General features: G+C 63.5%; 17 protein-coding genes and 4 pseudogenes. 7 read left to right on the top strand and 14 right to left on the bottom strand.

Going from position 1 to position 23,081, the window contains the following annotated elements; genetic code table 11:
* Window positions 1-116 precede the first annotated feature (116 nt).
* From IM701_RS17520 to IM701_RS21950, 4 genes and pseudogenes are all read right to left on the bottom strand, one after another.
* Window positions 117-707: pseudogene (locus tag IM701_RS17520) on the bottom strand (isochorismatase family protein); the annotation flags it as partial.
* Window positions 704-1,333 (bottom strand): 3-isopropylmalate dehydratase small subunit, encoded by a 630-nt coding sequence (leuD, locus tag IM701_RS17515; RefSeq protein ID WP_193828868.1) that lies wholly within the window; start codon window positions 1,331-1,333, stop codon window positions 704-706. The gene leuD and the pseudogene IM701_RS17520, both read right to left, overlap by 4 nt.
* Window positions 1,333-1,449, bottom strand: a pseudogene (locus tag IM701_RS17510) (aconitase family protein); the annotation flags it as partial. The gene leuD and the pseudogene IM701_RS17510, both read right to left, overlap by 1 nt.
* A gap of 31 nt (window positions 1,450-1,480) precedes the next feature.
* Window positions 1,481-2,170, bottom strand: a pseudogene (locus IM701_RS21950) (alpha/beta fold hydrolase); the annotation flags it as partial.
* A 97-nt stretch (window positions 2,171-2,267) separates the two neighbouring features.
* On the opposite strand from IM701_RS21950, the gene IM701_RS17500 reads away from it, so the two are divergent.
* The 3 genes and pseudogenes from IM701_RS17500 (at window position 2,268) to IM701_RS21940 (ending at window position 4,144) form a co-directional block, all read left to right on the top strand.
* Window positions 2,268-3,188, top strand: coding sequence for an aldehyde dehydrogenase (locus tag IM701_RS17500; RefSeq protein WP_230487900.1), 921 nt, complete (start codon window positions 2,268-2,270; stop codon window positions 3,186-3,188).
* A gap of 37 nt (window positions 3,189-3,225) precedes the next feature.
* Window positions 3,226-3,549, top strand: a pseudogene (locus tag IM701_RS21945) (MFS transporter); the annotation flags it as partial.
* A gap of 1 nt (window position 3,550) precedes the next feature.
* Window positions 3,551-4,144 (top strand): MFS transporter, encoded by a 594-nt coding sequence (locus tag IM701_RS21940; protein WP_230487899.1) that lies wholly within the window; start codon window positions 3,551-3,553, stop codon window positions 4,142-4,144.
* Window positions 4,145-4,249: 105 nt separating this feature from the next.
* On the opposite strand, the gene IM701_RS17490 is transcribed toward IM701_RS21940, so the two are convergent.
* Window positions 4,250-7,204 carry a TonB-dependent siderophore receptor gene (locus IM701_RS17490; RefSeq protein WP_062343820.1) on the bottom strand — a complete coding sequence of 985 codons (2,955 nt, stop codon included), beginning with the start codon at window positions 7,202-7,204 and terminating at the stop codon, window positions 4,250-4,252.
* A 371-nt stretch (window positions 7,205-7,575) separates the two neighbouring features.
* Here IM701_RS17490 and IM701_RS17485 point away from each other — a divergent pair, with 371 nt between their 5' ends.
* The 3 genes from IM701_RS17485 (at window position 7,576) to IM701_RS17475 (ending at window position 11,585) form a co-directional block, all read left to right on the top strand.
* Window positions 7,576-8,808: an MFS transporter gene (locus IM701_RS17485; protein ID WP_230487898.1), complete on the top strand. Its 1,233-nt coding sequence runs from the start codon at window positions 7,576-7,578 to the stop codon at window positions 8,806-8,808.
* Window positions 8,805-10,421: a glycoside hydrolase family 43 protein gene (locus tag IM701_RS17480; RefSeq protein ID WP_193828583.1), complete on the top strand. Its 1,617-nt coding sequence runs from the start codon at window positions 8,805-8,807 to the stop codon at window positions 10,419-10,421. Before IM701_RS17485 ends, IM701_RS17480 begins: the two co-directional genes overlap by 4 nt.
* 186 nt (window positions 10,422-10,607) lie before the next feature.
* Window positions 10,608-11,585, top strand: a complete 978-nt coding sequence (locus tag IM701_RS17475) for a LacI family DNA-binding transcriptional regulator (protein WP_230487933.1) — start codon at window positions 10,608-10,610, stop codon at window positions 11,583-11,585.
* Here the strand turns inward: IM701_RS17475 and IM701_RS17470 are convergent.
* Entirely contained in the window at window positions 11,560-12,594 is a 1,035-nt protein-coding gene (locus tag IM701_RS17470; protein WP_193828581.1) for a serine hydrolase, read from the bottom strand. The two genes, IM701_RS17475 and IM701_RS17470, sit on opposite strands and share 26 nt — an antisense overlap.
* On the opposite strand from IM701_RS17470, the gene IM701_RS17465 reads away from it, so the two are divergent.
* Window positions 12,484-13,392 (top strand): arylmalonate decarboxylase, encoded by a 909-nt coding sequence (locus tag IM701_RS17465; protein ID WP_193828580.1) that lies wholly within the window; start codon window positions 12,484-12,486, stop codon window positions 13,390-13,392. The genes IM701_RS17470 and IM701_RS17465 overlap by 111 nt on opposite strands.
* On the opposite strand, the gene IM701_RS17460 is transcribed toward IM701_RS17465, so the two are convergent.
* The 8 genes from IM701_RS17460 to IM701_RS17425 form a co-directional block, all read right to left on the bottom strand.
* A complete protein-coding gene (locus tag IM701_RS17460) occupies window positions 13,275-14,108 on the bottom strand; it encodes a kinase (protein WP_193828579.1) in 834 nt (277 codons plus the stop codon). The two genes, IM701_RS17465 and IM701_RS17460, sit on opposite strands and share 118 nt — an antisense overlap.
* 54 nt (window positions 14,109-14,162) lie before the next feature.
* On the bottom strand, window positions 14,163-15,266 hold the full coding sequence (locus tag IM701_RS17455; RefSeq protein ID WP_193828578.1) for an NAD(P)-dependent alcohol dehydrogenase: 1,104 nt from the start codon (window positions 15,264-15,266) through the stop codon (window positions 14,163-14,165).
* A gap of 81 nt (window positions 15,267-15,347) precedes the next feature.
* Window positions 15,348-17,990, bottom strand: coding sequence for a TonB-dependent receptor (locus IM701_RS17450; RefSeq protein WP_193828577.1), 2,643 nt, complete (start codon window positions 17,988-17,990; stop codon window positions 15,348-15,350).
* Window positions 17,991-18,085: 95 nt separating this feature from the next.
* On the bottom strand, window positions 18,086-19,015 hold the full coding sequence (locus IM701_RS17445) for a helix-turn-helix domain-containing protein (protein WP_193828576.1): 930 nt from the start codon (window positions 19,013-19,015) through the stop codon (window positions 18,086-18,088).
* 75 nt (window positions 19,016-19,090) lie between these two features.
* Window positions 19,091-19,621 carry a VOC family protein gene (locus IM701_RS17440; RefSeq protein ID WP_193828575.1) on the bottom strand — a complete coding sequence of 177 codons (531 nt, stop codon included), beginning with the start codon at window positions 19,619-19,621 and terminating at the stop codon, window positions 19,091-19,093.
* The gene (locus IM701_RS17435) at window positions 19,618-21,057 is read right to left on the bottom strand and encodes a dihydrolipoamide acetyltransferase family protein (RefSeq protein ID WP_193828574.1); all 1,440 of its coding nucleotides are present in this window, start codon (window positions 21,055-21,057) and stop codon (window positions 19,618-19,620) included. Before IM701_RS17435 ends, IM701_RS17440 begins: the two co-directional genes overlap by 4 nt.
* A gap of 11 nt (window positions 21,058-21,068) precedes the next feature.
* Complete coding sequence (locus IM701_RS17430) at window positions 21,069-22,082, bottom strand: alpha-ketoacid dehydrogenase subunit beta (protein ID WP_062343830.1); 1,014 nt, start codon at window positions 22,080-22,082, stop codon at window positions 21,069-21,071.
* A gap of 17 nt (window positions 22,083-22,099) precedes the next feature.
* Window positions 22,100-23,074, bottom strand: coding sequence for a thiamine pyrophosphate-dependent dehydrogenase E1 component subunit alpha (locus tag IM701_RS17425; RefSeq protein WP_039335658.1), 975 nt, complete (start codon window positions 23,072-23,074; stop codon window positions 22,100-22,102).
* Window positions 23,075-23,081 lie beyond the last annotated feature (7 nt).

Raw genomic sequence — 23,081 nt, 5'->3', positions numbered from 1 at the left:
TGCCTCGCAGCGAATCTGTGGCGTGTCCGTCTGTCGGATGGAAGCGCGTTCTCCGCGAATGCAGTGGTGGAATGCTTCAGAAGCGTTTCGGTGGCCGATTGTGAGAGCAAACGTCTGACCACGTCGGCATACTTTGCGTTCATGTCGAACAGGTTCGCTTCATGGGGACCTGCGTGACGATCGCCGCACGCCTCCGCAACAACCGCGGTCTTGAAGCCATGGCTCATCGCGTCGACGCAGCTCGCACGGACGCAGCCCGATGTCGTCAGGCCGGTCAGGATCACGCTGTCAACGCCGGCAGCCGTTAGGGTCGAGGCGAGGGAGGTGCCGAAGAATGCGCTCGGATACTGCTTGGAGACGACGAGTTCCGTTTCCAGCGGTTCGAGGCCCGGGCCCCAGGCCGCCATGGGATTGCCTTGCGTGAAATTGCGCAAGGGTATGGCCTTTTCGAAGAAGCGGCCGCCGTCGAACCCGCTGGGGTGGTAGACGACATTGGTCAGGATCACCGGAATGCCGGCGGCATGCGCGACAGAGCGGATGCGCAGCGCGGATGCCAGCGCCTCATCCACCTCGGCATAGAGGGCATTGCCCTTTTCAAAGTAGGCCTGGCAGAAATCGATCAGCAGCAGTGCCGGCCTTGTCCCGAAACCAACCCGGTTGTCATAGGCCTTCTTGTAGTTGGCCAGCAGGTCTTCTTCGGTGCTCACGCGGCAAACTCCCTGGTGTAGAGCCACGGCTGGCTCTGGCGCTGACGGACCTCGAACGCCTCGATCTCGCCACTGTACTGATTCACGATCTGATCGGTTTCGTCCCACCCGTTCAAAAGGGCAAGACGGCGTTCAGGCGGGATCGAGAACGAGATGGGCGCAAGGCCTTCTGCGCTCAGCTGCTGACTCTCAAGATCCACGGAAAAGTTTGCGCCTGCTTCTGCCAGATCCATCAGCGCGGCAACCTGTCCTTCGGGTAGGACGATTGGAACGATGCCGTTGCGCATGCAGTTGGACTGGAAAATCTCGCCGAAGCTGGAAGAGATGACGGTCCGGACACCAAGGCCGAGGAGCGCCCAGACCGCCTGTTCGCGGCTTGAGCCCGAGCCGAAGTTGGCACCGGCAATGATCACCGGGGCATCGGCAAAGGGCGGATCGTTTAGGACGTAACCTTCGACCTTGCTGCCATCGCTGGCAAAGCGGCGATCATGGAAGGCGTATTCCCCGAGGCCCGCCTTCGCCGTGATCAGCAGGAAACGCGCGGGGAAGATGATATCGGTATCGAAATTGTCCTCGCGCATGGCGGCGGCGCGGCCCGATACGGTGGTGAACGGCTGGGCGGGCATCAGGCAAGGCTCCTTGCATCGACGAGGTGGCCGGTCACGGCGGCGGCTGCAGCCATGGCCGGACTGACGAGGTGCGTTCGACCACCCGGCCCCTGCCGTCCTTCGAAGTTGCGGCATCGAAACGCGCGAGATCTGCGCATTGGATAGGTAACGTCCAATGGCGTTCAGCGCAGATTCCGGCAGCAACGGATCGGCCGTTCCCCACAGCAGCAGGACAGGCTTGCGCACCTTGGCCATCTCGATGGTGGCCGGCTTGCCATCGCCGATGCGGGCAATCAGCCCGATGAGGTTCTTTTCGGGCACGCGCCGGTAGAAGTCGTAATACTCCTTCTGGGTCTGCGCGGAAATGCGGGCTGGATCGCCTGCGAAAAAGGTCAGGAAGTTCGTCCAGAAATCCTGATCGCGAAAGCCGGTTTGCTGCGCCTGGTCCATCGCGGATTTCAGGTCCTGGCTGAGCTTCAGATGGCTGGTATCCACCGGATCGGAAGGCGTGTTCGAAAGAATCAGGCGTTCGATCATGTCCGGCCGGCGGGCGGCCATGTACATGCCCATCGTGCCGCCGCTGGAAACGCCGGCAAACGTCACCTTCCGAACCTGCAGATGATCGAGCAGGGCAATGGGAACGTCGGTGGGGACGAGAGTCTTGAGAGACTCGTCGGGGGGGGCATCGGAGAGGCCGTAGCCCGGCAGGTCGAGGCGAATGATGCGATAACGCGCCTTGAGCCGCTTGGCGATCACGTCCCATGTGCGGACCGAGCTTTCCGAGCCATGGACCAGCAGGAGCGCCGGCCCCTTGCGCGGACCTTCGTCCTTGTAGTGGATCTTCAGTCCACCCACCGTGAAGAAGCGGCTGTTCTTGTCGGCATAGATCCGGCGGAGTTGGTCGACGGTCAGGTAGGGCCTGGCAGCTCCAGCGCTGGCAGCTGGTTGCACCGTGGTGCTGAAGCCCGCCGAGGACACCTCGCTCACCGCAATCCGTCTTGGCGAACTGATGGTCGAGGCTGGCGTGCCCGCCGGTGTGCTCAACGTCGTCACCGGCCTTGGCGGACAGACCGGCGCAACGCTGGCTGCGCATCCCCATGTCGACAAGATCGCCTTTACCGGATCGACCGCGACGGGCCGTGCCGTGCTCGATGCGGCCAAGACCAACTTCAAGCGCGTCACGCTGGAGCTTGGTGGCAAGTCGCCTTCGATCGTTTTCCCCGATGCCGACATGGCCATCACCGTGCCGGGCGTGGCCAATGCGATCTTCTTCAACGGCGGGCAGGTGTGTATCGCCGGTTCGCGGCTCTACGTGCACCGCTCGGTCCACGATCAGGTTGTCGAAGGCGTCGCGGCCTATGCCAAGGGGCTGAAGATCGGCCATGGCCTGCTGCAGGACACGCAGATGGGGCCGGTCGTCTCGGCCCGCCATGCCGAGCGCGTCGAGGGCTTCCTCCAGCGCGCGAAGGGCGAAGGCGCGACGATGCTGACCGGTGGCGAGCGTACCGGCGATGCCGGCACCTTCATTACCCCGACCGTGGTGGTTGACGTGAAGCCCGACATGGAAATCGTGCGCGAGGAAGTGTTCGGACCGGTCCTCGTCGTCCAGTCGTTCGATGATGAGGAAGAGGTGATCGCCGCCGCCAATGCCAGCGACCATGGCTTGGCTGCCAGCGTCTGGACCGAGAGCCTCTCTACCGCGCACCGCATGTCTGCCGACATCCGCGCCGGCACGGTCTGGATCAATTGCCATGCCATGTACGACGCCTCGCTCGCCATTGGCGGGGTGAAGCAATCGGGCTGGGGCCGCGACAGCGGGCGGCAGGCGATGGACAACTACCTCGAATGGAAGACGGTCTGCGCCTGCGTCTGACGCCTCACCCTCTCCCCAGAACACCCGGATCCCAGCCATGAACGCCAGCCTCGCCGCAAAATCCACCATGCCCGACGAGGTGCCGACCGGCGTCGTCCTGCGCTACGGCGTGGGCCAGTTGGGCGCGCAGGTGTTCCGCGATACACCAGCGGTGCTGCTGCCGCTGTTCATGACGACCATGCTGGGCGTGCCGGCGTGGCTTGCCGGCCTTGTCGTGCTGCTGCCCAAGCTGTGGCAGATCGTGTGCGATCCGCTTGTCGGAGCCTGGTCGGACCGGATGAAGACGGCAATCGGCCGTACGCCGTTTCTGATCGCCGGAGCGGTGGGCACGACGCTGGGTTTCATCGCGCTCTTTCGGGTTCGTGTTTCTCTATGTGGTTCAGGCGATCTGGCTGATTCCGATCTTCATCCTGTGCATGTCTGCCACCAGCCTTGCTTCGCAGCCGCTGTGGTTGTGGCTGCCAAGGCGCATTGGCAAACCGCGCGCCTATGTTCTTGCCGCTGCAATCTGGGCAGCGGTGACGATCACCTGGCTTTGGGTCGGCAAGGGCGGGGGCGATGTTGCCACGCTACCGGGCGGGCAGCCGGTCAACACCCAGCACCTGCTGATCCTGCTGCGTGCGGTGATCATTGGCGCGTTCAACGGCGGGTTCATCCTGCTTGCCCTGTCGATGATGACCGATACGGTCGACCTTCAGCGCCGCATGCAAGGGGTGGCAAACGAAGGCGTCTTTGCCGGGCTGTTTTCCGCCACGGAGAAGCTGGCATTTGCGCTGGGCCCGGTCATCGCCGGGATCGTGATGAGCGCGTTCGGTTTCGTCTCGTCCACTGGTGGTGCCGCCGCGCAGAGCGAAAGCGCGCTTACCGGCATCATCCTGCTTTACAGTGCAATCCCTGCCACCTTGCAGGTGATCGCCCTGTTGATCTTCAGCCGTTATCGCTTGCCTGACGCCTGACAGAAAGGGGGCCGGGCCATGTCTTTCCGGGAGGGTGTGGAACGGCATGGCCCGGTCTGCGCGGCGACGTGTGGTGGGTAGGTCGACCGCGCGAGGGAAGTTCGATCAGAAGCGGAAACGGACGCCCGCGCGATAGATCCGGCCGAGCCCGTCATAGAGCGCGGGGTTGGAGAAGATGTTGGTCTTCGCCGGGGCATTGTCGAACACGTTGTCGACCTTTGCGTAGGCGACGATTTCCTTGGTGATGTTCACGCTGCCGCCGATGTCGAGGTAGAAGGCTCCTGGCAGGAAGTTCTGGTCGATCGTCGGGCGCTGCGAGGTAGAAGCCGGGCAGGTGCCCGCCGAGCAGACCACGTACTGGTTGCCGATCACGCCATCGCTGAACCAGCGCTCCTGCACCAGAAGCGAGAACTTGTCATTCTCGTAGCTCTGGATCAGCAGGAACTTCCAGTCCGGCGTCGCACCGTTGTTGTTGCCTGCTGTATCGACCGGAAGCGTGCCCGGAAGGCCGGTGTCGGTGATGAACTTGATCACGTGCGTGGCAAGGCCGCGGAAGGTGAAGCTGCCGGGCAGGCCCAGCGGCTGCTGCCAGCGGTACGAAGCTTCGATGTCAAACCCGCTGGTGTTGATCGAGGCGAGGTTGAACGCCTGCACGTTGATGAAGTTGGGACCGTTCGTATTGCTCAGGTTGAAGGCGCTGCAGGTGGAGAGCAGCACCTTCTGGAAGCAGAGCTGGACGATATCGTTGGCGCCGAGGCTCGAGATCACGTCCTTGATCTTGATCTGGTACCAGTCGAACGAGACGTTGAGGCCAGGCAGCCAAGAAGGGTTGGCGAGCGCGATTCCGGCCGTGTTGTTGCGGGCAAACTCCGGCGTCAGCGCGGTGTTGCCGATGGTGTTCTGGATCGCCAGCACGTTCGAATTGGTGAACGGATCGAAGAAATTGGGCAGCGTCGTGGTGACGGGCGCCGCGAACAGTTCCGAAAGGTTCGGCGCGCGCACATCGCGCGACATCACACCACGAACGCGCAGCCCGTCGACGGGCAGGTCCCAGGTGCCGCCGACCTTCCACGCCCAGACCGTGCCCGAGGTGCTGTAATCGGTCACGCGGCCAGCGGCGTTGATGTTTAGCTTGCCGGTGCTGTCCGAATTGAGGATCGGCACGTCGACTTCGAGATAGGCTTCCTTGACTGTGTAGGTGCCGTTGCCGTTCTTGTAATTGCCTGCATACCAGTTGTTGCCGCCCTGGATGAGCAGCGGGTCGGCCGGGTAGTCGCCCCCCGCCGGCGTGTTGGCAAAGCCCGCGCCGTAAGGGTCGGCGGTCACGCGGTAATGCTCGCGCCGCCATTCACCGCCGAAGGCAACGGAAAGCGGGCCGGCCCACAGTTCGACCGGCGAGCCCGAGAAGTTGATGCTGGCCACGTCCTGCGTCTGGCGCGTGCGCTGGTAGGGCCCGGCTTCGGGCATTATGTAGTTCCGGGCAGCTTCCGAAGCCTTGTCGCCGAAGATGTTCAGCGGCACGCAGCCATTGGCCCGCGCGACCGGATTGCGGCATACGATCACGCCGTTTTCGAGTACCGCGTCGATCGCGTTGTTGAAGCGGTTGCTGAGCAGGATGTTGTCGACGTCGATGCGCGTGCGATTGACGCCGTGCTCGTAGTAGGTGTCGTAAGTCCACTCGGTGCCACCGATCTCGGCTGCACCCTTGGCGCCGATCACCGCGCGCACTTGCTCGCGATCGGTATGGACCTGCGTGTTGCCAAGCGAGGCATTGCTGGTGCCGAAGCGGAAGCTGGTGATTCCGGCGTTGGCGCAGGCAGCGGCGATGCTACCCGGCAGGAACGGATTGGAGCACTGGATCGTCAGGCCCGGGCGGTTCTGGCCATTGACCGGCTGGTTCTGCGTTTTCACCCGGCCATAGTTGAACGTGGCGTAGACTTCGCTGCCCGGCGTGAACTCGAAACCGACGCGACCATAGCCGTTGTAGCGATCTATCCGAGACTTGAGCGAGCGGCCCGCATCGACGTTGCCGGTCAGGTCACCTCCAAGGCAGAAGCCGGGGAAGCAGCCGCTGATGTTTCCAGCCGCATCCTTGGCAGGAACGCCATTAGAACCGTACTGGAACTGGAACGGATTGCCCGCGGCGTCGAACGCAATGCCCTGCAGCGGACCAGCCGTGATCAGGCCGTACTTGGTGAAGGTGGTCGATTGCGCGAAGTCGCGCACGAGGAACTGCGGCGAACCGTCGTTGAGCACGCCGCGGTTGATCAGCGTGGTCTGCTTGAACCAGTCGCGCCCGTTGGCAAGGCCGATGCCCCATTCGCCGCCGCCGACGCCACCTTCATGCGAGTATTCGACGTTGCCGATCACGCGCAGGCGGTCGTCCGCAAAGGCGGTGCCGAACGCGAGCTGGGCCACGGCCTGCTCATCATCGCCGTAGTTGGTGATGCCGCCTTGGATATTGCCCTTGATGCCCTTGAAACGGGTGTCGGTGACGAAGTTGACCACGCCGCCAACCGCGTCCGAACCATAGGATGCCGAGGCACCGCCATTCACCACGTCGACACGCTGCGTGAGGAGCTGCGGGAACAGGCTGATGTCGGGCACGCCCGTCACGTTGGCGCCGACGACGCGCTGGCCGTCGAGCAGGGTAAGCGTCCTGATCGTGCCGACTCCGCGAAGCGAGAAGGAACTCAGTCCCTGCGCGCCGCTTGAGGTGCTGAAGGTGTTGACCTGCGTGCCGCTCGACCCCTGCAGCGAGGGAAGCTGCGAGATAGTGGTGAAGATGTTGGGCTGGGCGTTTGCGGCGATCTGCTCGCTCCCGATCACCGTCGTCGGCGTCGGCGCGGTGAAGCCGCTGGTGTTGATGCGCGACCCGGTCACGATGATCTCTGCCGCGCTGGGCCTGTCGTCAGCTTGATCCGCATCTTCGGCGGCGACAGAAGGCGCAGCCGCGTCCTGGGCGCTGGCCGCGATCGGTGCAAGCGCGGCAATCGCCACGACCCCAAGCGATGCGCCTTGCAGCAGCAGGCGACGACAATCCAGCAAGTTCAACAACATCCCACTCCTCCACATAGAATTTCGTGTGCTCCGCATCGGATCGTGCGGCGTTTTTCACTGACAAGTATGATCGGGAGGGTTTCCGCCGGTAACTGCCGGTCACTGCGTCGACGCTCCTGGAAGCGTCTGCGCTGCGAGTCGGTGGTTAGGCTTTTCCTCCCCGATCCTTGATGTTCCGGGGCTTTACTAAACGGAATTCCCCGATTAGTGGTAACGTTAACGCATTTTTCTCTAGGTCGCGAATCCTCTCTTGTCAATAGTCTGACAAATTGGCATTGCCTCCGCAGTAGCAGAAATGCCTGCACATGATCGTTCGGCGCCGTCGGCCGAAAAATCGTGCTTTGGGAGATACTTGGTTGCCAGGCTTGAGGATGACCCGAATCCGGTGGACGATCATTGCGCTTTTCGTCGGCGCGATGGTTCTGAACTATCTGGCGCGCTCGGTCCTTGGCGTCGCTGCGCCGGTCGTGCTGGAAGAGCAGGGCATAACCAGCGAACAATATGGCTGGGTCACCGGTGCCTTCCAGCTTGGCATCATGCTTCAGCCGTTGGCCGGATACTTCCTCGACAGCGTCGGCCTGCGCGTCGGCTTCGCGATCTGCGCAGCGGCGTGGTCGCTCATCACCATGGCCCATGTCTTCGCCTCCGGCTGGCTTAGCTTTGCAGCCTTGCGCGGGCTGCTGGGCCTTGCCGAAGGATCGGCGCAGCCGGCAGGGCAGAAACTCGTCGCCACCTGGTTCCCGGCGCGTGAACGGGGCACGGCCGGTGGCATCTACAACATCGGTGCATCGTTCGGCGCCGTCTTCGCCCCGCCGCTGGTGGCGTGGGCCGTGCTGGCTTACTCCTGGCGTGCGGCTTTCGTGGTGGCCGGCGGCCTCGGGCTGCTGTGGGTCATGCTCTGGCTGTTCTGGTATCAGAGTCCCGACCGGCACCGTCACATCGCAGAGAACGAGCGGGAACTGATCGCCAGCGGGCAGGAAGCACATCTCGCCGCCACCGAGCGACGCCCCTCGATCCCGCAGATCCTGCGCCGCCGCAACCTCTGGGGCATCGCCCTGCCGCGGCTGCTGGCGGATCCTGTCTGGGGCATGCTGTCATTCTGGATGCCGCTTTACCTTGCGCGGGTTCACCGTTTCGACCTGACGCAGATCGCCATCTTTGCCTGGCTGCCATTCCTTGCCGCCGACCTTGGCTGCCTGTTCGGCCCGGCGGTGGCGTCAGCGCTCAACCGGCGCGGCGTCGACCTTGTCGATGCGCGGCGTTTCGCTTTCACGCTGGGCGCAGTGATGATGACCGGCATGGCCTTCGTCGGCATGGTCAGCAGCCCTTACGTTGCCATTGCGCTGCTCTGCCTTGGCGGATTTGCCCACCAGACGCTGTCGGTCACTGTCATCACCATGGCGTCCGACCTGTTCCGCCGCAACGAAGTGGCCACCGCCGCCAGCCTGGCGGGCCTTGCCGCCAATCTCGGCGTCCTGATCTTCTCGCTCCTGCTTGGCGGGCTGGTCGACCGCGTCGGCTATGAACCCTTTTTCATTGTTCTGGGCTTGCTCGACCTTTTCGGCGCGGCCCTCCTCTGGACCCTGGTGCGAAAGCCCGCATGACCCATTTCGCCAATCCTGTTCTCCGTGGCTTCAACCCCGATCCTTCGATCGCCAGGGTAGGCGACGACTTCTACATCGCGACGTCGACCTTCGAATGGTATCCGGGGGTGCAGATCCACCACAGCCGCGATCTTGTTCATTGGAGAACCGCGGCACGCCCGTTGCACCGGCCCAGCCAGCTCGACATGCGCGGCGATCCCGATTCCTGCGGCGTTTGGGCGCCCGACCTCACTCATGCGCATGGCCGGTTCTGGCTGATGTTCACCGATGTGAAGCGCTATGGACAGACCACCGTCAGCGGTGCCACCGGCGCGTCCCTGCGAGACTTTCACAACTATCTCGTCACCGCGAAAGAGATCGATGGCGAGTGGTCCGATCCGGTTCACCTCAACAGCAGCGGGTTTGATCCCTCACTGTTTCACGATGACGACGGGCGGACGTGGCTGGTGAACCTGCTGTGGGACCATCGCCCCGGCCGCAGCCGGTTCGGCGGCATCATGGTGCAGGAGCTCGATCGCCAGACGATGCGCCTTGTTGGCAAGCGCCGTCTTGTCTTTGGGGGAACCGAGCGCGGCTTTACAGAGGCCCCGCACATCTACAAGCGCAATGGCTGGTATTACATCCTCGTGGCTGAGGGCGGTACGGGCTGGGACCATGCTGTGGTCATGGCCCGGTCGCGCGATCTGTTCGGGCCTTACGAAGTCCATCCCGATGGTGCCGTGCTGACCTCGGCCGGGCGCCGGGAGGGTAATCTGACGCGTGCCGGTCATGGCGATCTTGTCGATCTGCCAGATGGCAGCACCTGGATCGCCTATCTCTGCGGTCGACCCTTGCCAGGTCATGAACGCTGCGTTCTCGGGCGTGAAACCGCGATCCAGCCGATGGTTTGGGGTGACGATGGCTGGCTGCGGACCGTCGCGGGCGACGGCGCGCCCGACCCGGCGCCGCCGCTCCCGCCGTTGCAGGCCGCCCCCGAGATCGCCGATGCAGACTGGGATGGCACCTTTGAGGCAGGGTGCCTGCCGCTGCCTCTGCAATGGCTCCGGACTCCCCGGCCTGAGCGCCTGTTCAGCCTTTCGGCGCGACCGGGCTGGCTGCGGCTCTATGGTCGAGAGACGGTAGGCAGCTTCTTCGAGCAGGCGCTCGTCGCGCGCCGGCAGGAGCATTTTGCATTCGAAGCCAGCACGATCCTCGACTTTGATCCACAGGATTTCCAGCAGTCCGCCGGACTCATCTGCTATTACAACAGCACGAAGTTTCACTACCTCAACGTGACTGTCGAAGGGGAACGTCGCCAGTTGCAGGTGCTTTCCGCAGTGCCAAACGAGGAGACGGCTGCCTATGTCGTCGCCGAAGAGCTGCCCGATGGTCCGATCGAGCTGCGGGTCGAGGTTGTGGGACCTGATCTGCGCTTCAGCTGGCGTTGCGGAGATGACGGGTGGATCGAGTGGCCGCATGTACTGAATGCCAGCGTGCTGTCGGACGAAGTATCGCTGCCCGGCTTGCCCAACTTCACCGGCACGTTCGTCGGCGTTGCTGCGCAGGATCTGTCCGGAGACGGCGCGCATGCAGACTTCCGCTTCCTGCGATATCGTGGGAAAGACCTTGCTTGAGCGAGACATTTGCCGGGTGCCGCAAGCGCGGGCTTATGTTAACGTAAAACCAAGTTCGATCAAGGATATGTCTGATTTAATATGAAGCAGGGCAAGGGGCGGGGCCGGGACAAGAGCGGTGAAGGCGAGCGCCAGCAGCGTGGCGCTACGGTCATCGATGTTGCCGCGCGCGCCGGTGTCTCGGCGATGACCGTGTCGCGCGTCATCAACGGGCAGGGGCGGGTAAAGCCCGAAACGCGCGAGGCGGTGGAGAAGGCGATCGCCGAACTCGCCTATGTTCCCAACGTCGCCGCCCGCAGCCTCGTCCGGTCGACGGAGCTGCGCATCGGCGTGGTCTATTCCAACCCCAGCGCAACATTCATGAGCGATTTCCTCACGGGCGTTTATGAAGAAGCGTCGGCGCGAGGTGCCCGGCTGATCCTCGTCAAGGGCGAGGGCGGGCAACCTCCATCCGAGGACGCGCTGCGCGAACTCGTCCGGTCAGGCGTGCTTGGCGTTCTGGTCACGCCTCCGTTGGGCGAATCGCCCCGCGTCCTGCGCATCCTCGGTGAGGCGGGGCTGCCCATCGCTGCTGTGGGCGCCTATGGGACGACCGGCGTGATCCGCGTTCGCATTGACGACCGCAAGGCCGCCTGTGAAATCACCCGCCTGCTGATCGGCCTTGGCCATCGCCGCATCGGCTTCGTCCTTGGCAACCCCGACCAGTCAGCCAGCGCCGAGCGCATGGCCGGATTTCACGACGCGGTGCGCGAGGTCGACGGCGTGGAAACGATGGTGGTCGCAGGCGACTACCGCTACGAATCCGGTCTTGTGGCCGGCGAACAGTTGCTAGGCAGCGACAACCCACCCACCGCCGTCTTCGCCAGCAACGACGAGATGGCCGCCGCTGTGGTTTCTGTGGCGCACCGCCGCCAATTGCACGTGCCGGATGAACTCACCGTCGTTGGCTTCGACGATACCACCGCCGCTGTCATGCTGTGGCCGCCGCTCACCACCGTGCATCAGCCCGTCCATCGCCTCGCCAAGGAGGCGCTGGGCCTGCTGGTACAGAAGATTGCGTCAGGCGGGGAGAGGGCCGCCGAGGGGCGCGACGTCATTCTCGATCACGAGATCGTTGTGCGCCAGTCCAGCGCGCCGCCTAGCGGCGGGTCAGCCCGCGGATGAGCGTGTTGGGCAGAAACGCATTGTCCCATTCCGCGCTGCCGTCCTTGGGTGCAGGAGGCGTCGGCCCCACTCGCAGGGTGATCAGTCGATACTTCGGGCTGATCGCCACGATCTGGTTCGAGTTGCCATCGAACAGGTACAGCTCAGGATCAAGATAGGGTTCGGAATGAAGCACCTGTGGCCCCAATGTCCCCGGAGCGCCAAAGCCACGACGCTGGTGGTAGGGTTCACCGATCCAGATGCCGAGGCCGAAGTTGGGATTCTGGGCCGTGCCCTTGCGCATGTCGGCAACATAACCCTGGGGCAGAAGACGCTTGTTCTGCCACTTGCCTTCATCCAGCAGCAGCACGGCCATGCGCAGGTAGGTCTCGGCCGGCAGATAGGTGCAGCAGCCCGAATGAGCGAGACCGCCCGGTTTGCCGACCCATATCCTTCCGCCTTGCGCGCCCAGGGGGCGTAGCACTTCGCGGCTGAGGAAATCGCCATAGCGCTGCCCGGTCGCGCCTTCGATCACCATCGCGATCAGATCGCTTGGCGCATTGGCATAGGAGTAGCGCGTGCCCGGTTCATACGGCATCGGATAGCTCTCGATGATCCGCTGGCCAAAATCGGTGTCGAGCAGGGCGGAGTTGTAGGGATGCGCAGGGTCAGTGCTGAAGCCTTGGTCGAGCATGCCTGAACGCATGTCGAGCAGGTATCGAATGGTGATCTTCGCTTTCGGCGTCCCCTTGGCCGACGGAATGAAATCGGCAATGGACTGGTCGAGCGAGCGAATTTTGCCCAAGGCAATCGCACGGCCGACCGCAATGGCGGTCAGCGGCTTTGACAGCGATCGTATGATGCGAAGCAGCGTCGCGGTGGTGGGACTGCGGCGCGGCTTTTTCCGGAGACATATCCAATGGTTGACGTCCAGGGTTACCGCGCCTGTCTCGGCGTGATTGCCCCTTCCACCAATACGACCGTGCAGCCCGACATGGAGCGCATGCGCCCCGCCGGCGTGACCAACCACTTCTCGCGCATTTTCGTGGAAGATCCGGTTGCCCTCTCGAATGAGGATTTCATCGCCGGCACGACGGCGATTGCCGAAAACACGATGGATGCGGTGCGCTCGGCGATGACGCTGCGTCCCGAGTATCTGGTGCTCGGCATGTCGGCGATCACGTTCTACGGCGGGGTCGAAGGTGGCAAGAAGTTCAAGGCCGAGGTCGAGGAACTGGCCGGCGTAGGCGCGTCGACCGGATCGGAATCGGTGGCGGCGGCGCTGAATGCCTATGGCAACGTCAAGACCGTCAGCTTCGTTGCGCCCTATTACCGCGTCGCCAACGCTGAGGTACGCCGTTTCCTTGAGGAATCCGGCTTTTCGGTGGTGCGGGACGTGGCCCTGCAGTGCAAGCGCTGGACCGACATCGCCAAGGTAACGCCCCAGCGTTTGCGCGAGGTGATCGACCATCTCAACGGTAGCGACGTGGATGCAATCGTGCAGGTCGGCACCAACCTTTCGATGGTCAGCCTTGCCGCCGAATACGAGCTCAAGCTCGACAAGCCGGTGATCGCGATCAACACCGCAACATATTGGCACGCCTTGTGCACGCTCGGCATTACCGACCGGATCGAAGGCCTCGGAAGACTCCTCTCCGAGTTCCGAGGCTACGGGTGCGCGCGCGGTTCTCCCTCCGCAGACGCGCACCCTCAACGCCTTTGGCGGTTGACCTTCACCGAGGCTGGCCGCCGCTGCGCGTCGAGTTCGATCACGAGATCGGCCCGAGCCGGCATTTCATCGAGAATGTGCCGTGTGATCCGTTCGTAGTACATCACGAAACGTTCGATCGCCTTTCGGTCCATCAAGCCTGATACGTCACGGCCTTCGCTGGCCAGAGCGCGGCGCAGGGTCTCCTCCTGCTCCAGACGCCACTCGGCCACGACCTCGAAGCCGGGGGCCTGCAGCAGCACCAGCATGTCGAACTTCGAGAAGAACGCCTGATACTGTCCAGCGAGGCAGGCGTTCACGTGGCTCCGCCAGACCGCATCCGGGTCTTCGTCCCGTTCCAGCGCGTTGATGGGAGCGCTGAGCAGGCCGGCTTCCTGCGGCCGCGCTCCGACGCACCAGCCTTCGAACAGGACGATATCGACGGGGGTGTCTACCATCCGCCAGTCCTCGTGCGGAACCTGGTCGTCCTTCGCCTTGTCAAAAGCCGGCAAGGCGAGGGATCCCGTTCCGCCAAGCGCATCGAGAATGCGGATGCCTGCTGCAACGTCATGCGTGCCCGGAACGCCCCGCACCGCAAAGAGCGGATGGACCATCTCAGCCAGTCGCTGCCGGCCTGCCTTGGGCAGATAGAGATCATCGAGCGACAGCGTTACCGTGCGCAGGCCGTCTTGCTCCATGCGTTCGGCCAGCAGGCGAGTGGTCCACGTCTTGCCGGAACCTTGCGCGCCGCAGATGCCGACCGCGAAGGGACCATTGCGGTCTTGCGAAAGCTGATCAAGGATCGCTTCTGCCAGAATCTCGACGGTGCTTGTCATGCGGTGTCCCCAAGATGGACACCGATTATCAGGCGCGCCCAACAGCGCCGCAACCTAGAACCGCAGGATCGGCTTTACCACGCGTCCCGATTCTGCAGCGGCAAACGCCTCGGATATTTCGTCGAACCTGAACCATTCGACGAGGCGGTCGAACGGGAAGCGACCTGCGCGGTGGTATTCGATGAGTTCAGGGATGAAGGTTTGGGGATCGGCGCTGCCTTCTACGACGCCGCGGATCACGCGGCCCGCGCTCATGACGTGGGTGGTGTCGGCCCGCACTTCTGTGCCGGGGGCATAGGCGCCGACCAGCGCGATTTCGCCTCGCGGCGCGAGGGCAAGGATCGCAGCGTTCACCAGCGAGGCAATGCCCGTGGTATCGATGATATAGTCGAACCCTGCCGGACAGCCCGCTTCCGCCGCCAGCGCCGCGAAGTCGTCACCGCTCCGCAAGACGTGGGTCGCGCCCAGTTCAATGGCGAGGTCCAGCCGCGCTGGATTGACATCTATCGCCGCAATCGTTCCTGCGCCGGCGATGCCCGCTGCCATGACCGCAGACAGGCCAACCGCGCCCACTCCGATCACCGCGACGCTGGATCCTGCGCGCACGTGGCAGGCTTTGAGCACCGCGCCCGCGCCGGTCTGGATGCCGCAGCCCAAGGGGCCGAGCAGCTCGATCGGCAGATCCTCGGACACCTTCACCGCATTGCGCCGGTTGACCACGGCATGCGTTGCGAATGATGATTGGCCGAAGACATGGCTATGCACCGGTGCGCCACCTGCGTCGGTCAGCGCGGTCGAGCCATCGGCGCGCGCACCGAAGAAGTTCAGCGGTACCCATGAATGGCAATAGGCCGGCGCCTTCTCGTCGCAGCTGGGGCAATGGCTGCAGGACATGAAGCTCAGCACGACATGATCGCCCACCATGAGATCGGACACGTCGCTGCCCACCGCCCTGACGACGCCCGAACCCTCGTGACCCAGCACCACGGGAAGCGGCACTGGCAGGTGCCCGTCGCGCATCACCATATCTGTATGACAGATGCCGACGCCGCGCATTTCGACGAGCACTTCGTCGGCGCGCGGAGCGTCAATGGTGACAGTCTCGATCCTTGGCGCTGCGCCCGCAGTGCGCAGGACTGCGGCGTTGGCGGTGGTCATGTCGGATTTCCTGTGAATGGCAAAAGGGATGGAGGCGAAGCCCCGTCCACGGTTCGGATTTTGTGGCGGGGCTTCGGACGATCAGAACTTGAAGCCGACGCGGGCGTACCATTCGCGGGGCCGGTTGTAGCTGCCGAAGTAAACCCCGGCCGCGTCGTTGGCGCCTGCCGAAACGAGGTAGCGCTCATCGGTCAGGTTCGTGGCGCCCACGGTCAGGTCCCACTTGCCGCCCGGTTCGCGGTAAGTGAGGCTGGCGTTGACGATGTCGATCGGCTGGCGGCGCAGCGGCAGATAGCGCGCCACGTCGTTCCACACCGCGCTCTTGTGCGTCCAGTCAGCCAGGAACACCATCGAGCCACCGTTGCCAAGGCCGAGTTCATAGCGCGGCGCCAGATTGGTGGACCACTTCGCGGTCTTTGGCAGCTGTCCGCCAACCACGGCACCTTCGCGCAAGCCGGGGATCGGGCCTGCCACGTCGGGGCGCAGGACGCTGGCCGAAAGCGCTGTAAAATAGGCATCGAGATAGCCGACCGACGCGTTGATCGTCAGGCCCTTGACCGGAGCGACGATGGCTTCGAGTTCCACGCCCTTGATCCGCGCTGTGCCGGCATTGTCGATGGTGGGCGAAGTGCCGACCTGCTGGTTCAACTGGACGTTCTTGTAATTGGTCGAGAAGGCCGCGACGTTTACTTGCAGGCGACGGTCGAGCCAGGTGGACTTCACGCCAACTTCGAAGGTCTCGGCAATTTCCTCGTCGAAATCGGGCGCCACGTTACCTTGCGGGTTGGTCAGTCGCGTGGTCCAACCGCCGGTCTTGTAGCCTTCGGAATAGCTGCCATAGACCATCACGTCGTCATTGGGGTGCAGCTGCACGCCGATCTTCGGCGCGAAGTTCGAGAAGGTCTTGCGGTTCACCCCTGGCACGTAGACCCGTACCGGGTTGGTGGGATCGGGATAGGACAGCGCGGCAAAGCAGGGCGGGCCGCCCGCAGCCTGCGGCGGCGCCAGCGGGAAATCGCCGAACGGGAAGATCGTGCCCGCAGCGTTCGCGCAGCCGAACAACTTGTAGTTGCCACCGTTCAGATCCTGCTGCCCGCCTTCGAACAGCTTCGTCTCCTTGGTGTATCGCCCGCCCAGCGTGATCCCGATCCAGTCGTTAACGCGGAAATCGACCTGGCCGAAGAAGGCGTAGTTCTTGGTGTCGAAGCTGTTGGGGCCATCCACCTGCAGCAAGCCTTCGTCGAAGGTCACGTAATCGTGCAGGTCACCGTCTTCCTTGAAGTAATAGGCGCCGGCCACGAAATTCAGCTTGCCGTCGAGAAGGTTGGACCCGAGCAATTGCACTTCCTGGCTGAACTGCTGCTGGTTCTGGCTGAAGGTCAGCTCAAGCATGGAAAGCGGCGAACCGTCGAGGTCCGATCCCGCCTTCCAGTCGGTCTTGCGGTAGCTGGTGATCGAGCGGACCATCAGGCCTTCGGCAAGGTCATATTCCAGACTCCCGGCAAAGCCCCAGGCACGCAGCTTGTTGAGCGTCGGACCGGTGGCATAGGTCTTGTCAGGATCGCCGGTGATGAAGCGCCCATCCCATGGCAGGCGATTGTTCGTGGGGTCGGCGTCGGTGTTGACGCCTGCCAGCGAACCCAGGAGGCGACCGGGGTTGACGCTGGTGCCACGCGCGCCACAGATCGCGCTGGCACCGCGTGCGGCGATCTCCGCCTGAGTCGAGCCGATGCAGAAGTTGTAGAGCCCGGCGAAGAGGAAGCCGCCGGCCGGATCGATCGGGTTGATGCCGGTTCCGGGCAGGGGGTTGGTCGGGGCAAACGGTCCCGGCGGGAAGGACACGCCGAGCAGCGAGTTGTTCTGCCCCGAGGAATCCTGATTGGTGTAATCACCCGAAAGCGTTGCGCGGAAGGCACCGCCATCGTCCCACCGCAGCTTGCCGCGCAGGCTCAAGTTGTTGTCCGCGCTCTGGCGCGATGACGTCGAGTAGTCCGCGTTGTTGAACGAGGTGAAAGGATCGGAATTGGCAATAGCGCGCATTTCCGCCGCGCTACCGTTGTATGGGATACGCTTCTGGAAGCCGCTGCGGCTGTTGACCGCGCCCGTCAGCGAGGCGGCAAGGCTGTCCGTCAGTGGCAGGTCCAGCGTGGCGCGGGCGCGCAGCAGGTCGAAGCTGCCGGTGGTAAGGTCACCGGTCAGGCGGAACTCCTTGCCGGGATTGTGCGTGACGATCGAGATCGCACCGCCGATGGTGTTGCGCCCGAACAGCGTGCCCTGCGGTCCCTTCAGCACCTCGATGCGCTCTACATCTGGCAGGTCCTGGTTGGCGCCGACGGTACGGGCCAGGAATACGCCGTCGAGGTAGATGCCGACGCCCGGATCGATGTTGAACGCAAAGTCATCCGAACCGATGCCGCGGATCGTTGCGGAAAGCACGGCTGACGATCCCGAGAACGGCGTGCCGCCATCAAGGTTGACGTTGGGCGCGATGCCGCTCAACGCGGAAATGTCGGCAACGGCGCGCTCCTTCAGCGCAGTGCCGCCGAATGCGGAAATCGCGATCGGCACGTCCTGCACGTTCTCGACGCGCTTCTGCGCGGTGACGACGATCTCCTCGATGCCGCCAGCATCATCGGCCTGCGCGGTTTCCTGGGCGAACGTCGGAACCGCGAGAATGGATGCAGCCAGCGCAAAGACGCTAGCCGAAGTGAATCGAGCCTTCATGCAGAACCTCCCATGTTTATGGGATCGGTCTAGCTGTCGGTTTCAAAGCTGCTTGTCTGCGCGCGCAGGAAACCGGACGGATGCGCAAGGACCTGTCAGTTCATCCGGCGATAGTGGCTGGGCGTTGTGCCGAAGTGCTGCTGGAACCGGCGGGCGAAGTGTGCGGAATCGGCAAAGCCGCATTCCATGGCAATCGTGGTCACGCTCGCACCGGGCTCGCTCACCAGCCTCTTTGCCGCGCGATGCAGGCGGCGGCGCATGATCAAGGCGCTTGGCGTTGTTCCGGTACTGGCAGCAGCGGCCTGTAGCGTGCGCAGAGGAACGCCAAGGCTCGTAGCCAAAGCCGACGGGGTGAGGTCTGGATCACCGATCCGTTCAAGGATCATGGCTTCGGCGCGCGTCAGGAGGAAGTGACTCGGCGCTTCCATCACCTCGCCGCTGCCCTTGATGCACGAGGCAATGATGTCGCCAAGGATGCCCGCGTGCATCTGCCAATGCGCATCGGGCAGAGTCTCGGGCGCTTCCTGCCACAGCGAGGACATGTAGCGATGGGCAAGCCGGGTTGAAGGCAGTTGGCCGGAAATGCGCTTTGCGACGAAATCGTCGATATTGGGCATGCGCTCGGCCAGCGTGCGGCGATCGAACTCCACCACCATCATCTCGTGCGTCGTACTGGTGTCGAAGCGATAGAACTCCTCGGCTGCGCACAGTACCATGTCGCCTTCCGTCAGATCGACGGTGCGGCCACGCTGTTCGAGCCGGGCTACGCCGCGCGTCAGTAGGTGCGCGACGAGCGTCTGATCGGTGGGCCGGGTATGCCTTTCGGCATGGCGCGAGATTACGGCAGCGCGCGAATAGGGGCGAACCATGCGCAGCGTTCCCATCTGCCACACGGTCAGTCGCGCGTCGAAGCGGTCGCGCGGGGCGTCGACGACCATGCCGGTGTAGGTCGAGGCGATCAGCTCGTTCCAGTAATCGAGCCGATCAACCGGAGCAAGTTCGCGCGTGCTGAGAACTTCGAGCATGGTTTTACCGCCGGTTTCAGGACTCTCCGGCAGCATTGTTATAGGATATAGCAACGCCTGCCAAGCGTGCGCTTGTCAGCCCAGCTTGCGCAGCGGTTCAGACCCGTCCCAGTCTTTCGCGGCGTCCTTGATCATCTGGAAGATGGCATCGGCGCCGGTCATGTTCTGGAGCAATTCGATCACGTGGCCGGGGCCCTTTCCGGGATCGACGTAGATCACCTCGCCGTCGGCACCGACCTTGCCCTCCACGAGAATCTCGGCGCCTGCTTCGGCGCAGGCGGCTCGGGCTTCTTCGATCGAATCCACAAAGATGCAGATGTGGTGGAGACTGTCGGTCACCGCGTATTCGCCGGTGTAGATAGAAGGCTCGCTGTTTTCCGGACGGATCAGTTCGATCTGCACATCACCCCAATAGGCGATGGCGATGGAGAACACCGCGCCCGTGGGCACGCCTTTGTACTTGGCATCCCCGAGCGCGACGTTCTCCATCAGGTAGAACGGGCCGACGCCCATCGTCTCGGTCCAGTATTTCACCGCCGCGTCGAAATCCTGCGGCAGGTAGGCAAGTTGGCCGACCGGGCCGAGCCTGGTGATTGCGCGGGTCATTGGAACAGGCCCTCCGGTGCTTCGAGCAGGCCCTTGAGCGTCTGCAGGAACTGCGCCCCTGCTGCGCCATCAATGGCACGATGATCAACCGACATGGTCAGTTGTATGCGGGTCTCGAAGGCGATGCCGCCATTGTCCGCCTCCACCGCGACGCGATTGGCTCCGCCGACGGCAAGGATCGCACCCTGTGGCGGGTTGATGATCGCATCGAACTGTTCGATCCCGAACATGCCGAGGTTGGAGACGGAGAATGTGCCGCCATCCATGTCCTCATAGCCAAGCTTGCCTGCTTGCGCCTTGTCGATCAGCGCGCGGGTGGTCGCCGCGATCTGGGCGATGTGCATGCGGTCTGCCTGGCGGACAATCGGAGTCACGAGGCCCTTGGGGCTGGCCACGGCAATGGCGACGTCTGCGTGCGGGAACGAATGCACGCTGTCGCCATGGACCTGTACGTTGACGTCAGGGTGCTTCACCAGTGCCAGCGCCACGGCCTTGACGATGTAATCGTTGATCGACGCCTTGGTACCGAGAACGAGGTTCGCCGTCTTGCGCAAGTCCATCAGCGCATCGACCGAGGCCGAGACGCGCAGGTAGAAATGCGGGATGGTCTGCTTGGCCTCGGTGAGGCGCTTCGCCACGACCTTGCGCACCTTGTCGAAGGGCTGGACGCTCGGCTGGTTGGCAACGAGTTCGAACGGCGCACCGAAGACTGGCGCAGCGGCCGTGGTCGGCTTGACCAGCGCCAGCACGTCGGCCTTGGATATGCGGCCGCGCGCGCCGGTGCCCTTGATGGAGGATAGGCTGATCCCATGCTGCGCGGCAATGCGGCGGGCGAGTGGGGAGGCGAACGCCTCGGGTGTATCTTCCACCAGTTGCGCGCTGCCCTTGTAGGATACCGCGCGTTCCGGGCGCAAAGCCTGCACCACGTCCTGGTAAGTAATGCGTCCGTTGCGGCCCGATCCTTCGATCGGCTCGATATCGACGCCTTCCGCTTCGGCGAGCTTCAGCGCTTCCGGGCTGATCGCGCGATTGGTGACGATCTTCTTCGGCTCGCGCGCCAGTGCCTGGGCAGGTGCAGCAGGTGTCGCTGCCGCCGGGGCCGGTGCAGAACCACCGCCCTTGGCCGCAACCGAGGTTTCGGCGGGCTTGAAGCCGGCGATGAACTCGTCGACCTCGGCGTCGCTGGTATCGGCATCGGCGAACACCGCCAGCAGCGCCCCCACCGGGTGCGCTTCGTCGCTCGCCGGGGTCAGCAGGCGCTTGAGCACCGCATCGTATTCAGCCTCGACCTCGTTGGTGATCTTGGCGGTTTCGATCAGGCACAGGACCTGGCCTTTGGAAAAGGCCTCGCCTTCCTTGACCATCCATTCGGCGATCGTGCCCTCGGTCATCTCGATGCCCCACTTGGGCATGCAGAACGGGCGGATATTGGCCATGTCGCGGCTCCTCAGCGGTAGCCCAGAACCTTGCGCACCGCCGCCTCGATCTTGTCGATCGAGGGGAGGTAGGCAGATTCCAGCTCGCGCGCGAACGGGATGGGGGTGTGCGGCGGGTTGACCGACAGCGGGGGCGCCTTGAGGCTGGCGAAGGCCTTTTCAGCTACCAGCGCGCAGATATCGGCCCCGAGGCTGCAGCGCGGCGGCGCTTCGTCGACGACAACTAGGCGACCGGTCACTTCGACGGAGTCGAGGATCGTTTCCTCGTCCAGCGGGCTTGTGGTGCGCAGGTCGATTACGTCGCAGCCGATGCCCTCGGCGGCCAGCTTGTCCGCCACCGCTTCGCAGAAGCCGAGAAGCAGACCGGTCGAGACGATCGTCACATCCTGCCCGGCGCGGGAAAGGCGGGCGTGGCCGAACGGAATCATGAAGTCCGGATCGTCAGGCACTTCGCCGCTGACGCCATAAAGCGCCTTGTGTTCAAGGAAGATCACCGGATCATCGTCGCGGATTGCAGTGCGCAGCAGACCCTTCACGTCGGCAGGAGTGGTCGGCATCACCACCTTGAGGCCGGGCATGCCGGTCAGGATCTGATGCACTGCCTGGCTGTGCTGGGCAGCGGCATTATAGCCCGCGCCATAGGCCATGCGGATCACCGCCGGGCACTTGGTCTTGCCGCCGAACATGTAGCGGAACTTGGCGATCTGGTTCCAGATCTGGTCGAGAGAGACGCCGATGAAGTCGGCAAACATCAGCTCGGCAATCGGGCGCTTTCCCGAAAGCGCAAGGCCCGCAGCCGCACCCATGATTGCGCTTTCCGAAATGGGCGTGTCGATCACGCGGTCCGCGCCGAACTTCCCGAACAATCCGGTCGAGGTCGACCAGATGCCGCCGATGGCCTCGGGGCCACCGGGCGTGCCCATGCCGCCGACAATGTCTTCGCCCAGGCACACGACGTTCTCGTCGCGCTCCATTTCCTCTGCGATCGTCGAGACGACAGCGTCGCGGTACATCATTTTTGCCATTGGTCCGCTCCCTCGTCTCAGTACGAAATGTAGACGTCGGTCAGGACGTCTTCGGCGGTGGGACGATCGGCAGCCTTGGCTTGCCGGACGGATTCCTCGATGGCCTCCAGCACTTCGGCGTCGATCTTGTCGAGGTCTTCGCCTGCCAGCAGCTTGGCCTGGGTCACGCTTTCGCGGAACTTCTTGAGGCAGTCGCGCTCCTCGCGGATGCGGTCGAGTTCGCCCGGGCCGCGGTAGCGCTGCGGGTCGCCCTCGAAGTGGCCGAAGAAGCGCTCGGTATCGAATTCCACCGCCGCTGGACCGTTGCCGGGGACGCGCACGTAATCGAGCACTTCGCGCATGGTTTCATAGACCGAGAAGAAGTCGGTCCCGTCCCCGCGCCACACCTTCATGCCGAAGGCTTCAGCGCGGCTGGCGATGTCGCCATTGGTGCCGACCGCATACTGATAGCCGGTGTGCTCGGAATAGTGGTTGTTCTCGAACACGAAGATGGTCGCGGCCTTGGTAACCACGGCCATGTTCATCGCTTCAAACGTGGTTCCCTGGTTGCACGCGCCGTCGCCCGAGAATGTGATGGCGACCTTGCCCTTCCCATCGATCTTGGCGGCGATCCCGGCGCCTACCGCGATGGGGGCGCCCGCGCCGACGATGCCGTTGGCGCCGAGCATGCCCTTGTCGACGTCGGCAATATGCATCGAGCCGCCCTTGCCCTTGCACAGGCCTTCGCGGCTGCCCCAGATTTCCTTCATCATTCCGTTCACGTCACAGCCCTTGGCAAGGCAGTGGCCGTGGCCGCGATGGGTCGAGACGATCTTGTCGTCATTGTCGAGATGCTCGCACACACCGACCGCGACGGCTTCCTGCCCGCAATAGAGATGAGTGAACCCGGCAATTTCGCCGGTCTGGATATCGACGTGCAGGCGTTCCTCGAATTCGCGGATCACCTTCATCTGGCGATAGGCGCGCAATAGCGCCTCACGGCTCAGTTGCATCCTCTTC

The sequence above is a fragment of the Novosphingobium sp. ES2-1 genome (genome assembly GCF_015169775.1).
Lineage (GTDB): Bacteria > Pseudomonadota > Alphaproteobacteria > Sphingomonadales > Sphingomonadaceae > Novosphingobium > Novosphingobium subterraneum.
The sequence above is the reverse complement of the archived record's forward strand: the minus strand, read 5'-3'. Positions and strand labels throughout refer to the sequence as shown.

What these genes read in the sequence shown, in the direction of transcription:
- IM701_RS17425 (WP_039335658.1), bottom strand. Translation starts at nt 23,074, where the DNA reads ATGCAACTGAGCCGTGAGGCGCTATTGCGCGCCTATCGCCAGATGAAG.
- IM701_RS17485 (WP_230487898.1), top strand. Translation starts at nt 7,576, where the DNA reads ATGACCCGAATCCGGTGGACGATCATTGCGCTTTTCGTCGGCGCGATG.
- IM701_RS17445 (WP_193828576.1), bottom strand. Translation starts at nt 19,015, where the DNA reads ATGCTCGAAGTTCTCAGCACGCGCGAACTTGCTCCGGTTGATCGGCTC.
- IM701_RS17450 (WP_193828577.1), bottom strand. Translation starts at nt 17,990, where the DNA reads ATGAAGGCTCGATTCACTTCGGCTAGCGTCTTTGCGCTGGCTGCATCC.
- IM701_RS17465 (WP_193828580.1), top strand. Translation starts at nt 12,484, where the DNA reads ATGGTTGACGTCCAGGGTTACCGCGCCTGTCTCGGCGTGATTGCCCCT.
- IM701_RS17490 (WP_062343820.1), bottom strand. Translation starts at nt 7,204, where the DNA reads ATGTTGTTGAACTTGCTGGATTGTCGTCGCCTGCTGCTGCAAGGCGCA.
- IM701_RS17430 (WP_062343830.1), bottom strand. Translation starts at nt 22,082, where the DNA reads ATGGCAAAAATGATGTACCGCGACGCTGTCGTCTCGACGATCGCAGAG.
- IM701_RS17455 (WP_193828578.1), bottom strand. Translation starts at nt 15,266, where the DNA reads ATGACCACCGCCAACGCCGCAGTCCTGCGCACTGCGGGCGCAGCGCCA.
- leuD (WP_193828868.1), bottom strand. Translation starts at nt 1,333, where the DNA reads ATGCCCGCCCAGCCGTTCACCACCGTATCGGGCCGCGCCGCCGCCATG.
- IM701_RS17435 (WP_193828574.1), bottom strand. Translation starts at nt 21,057, where the DNA reads ATGGCCAATATCCGCCCGTTCTGCATGCCCAAGTGGGGCATCGAGATG.
- IM701_RS17475 (WP_230487933.1), top strand. Translation starts at nt 10,608, where the DNA reads ATGACCGTGTCGCGCGTCATCAACGGGCAGGGGCGGGTAAAGCCCGAA.
- IM701_RS17440 (WP_193828575.1), bottom strand. Translation starts at nt 19,621, where the DNA reads ATGACCCGCGCAATCACCAGGCTCGGCCCGGTCGGCCAACTTGCCTAC.
- IM701_RS17480 (WP_193828583.1), top strand. Translation starts at nt 8,805, where the DNA reads ATGACCCATTTCGCCAATCCTGTTCTCCGTGGCTTCAACCCCGATCCT.
- IM701_RS17460 (WP_193828579.1), bottom strand. Translation starts at nt 14,108, where the DNA reads ATGACAAGCACCGTCGAGATTCTGGCAGAAGCGATCCTTGATCAGCTT.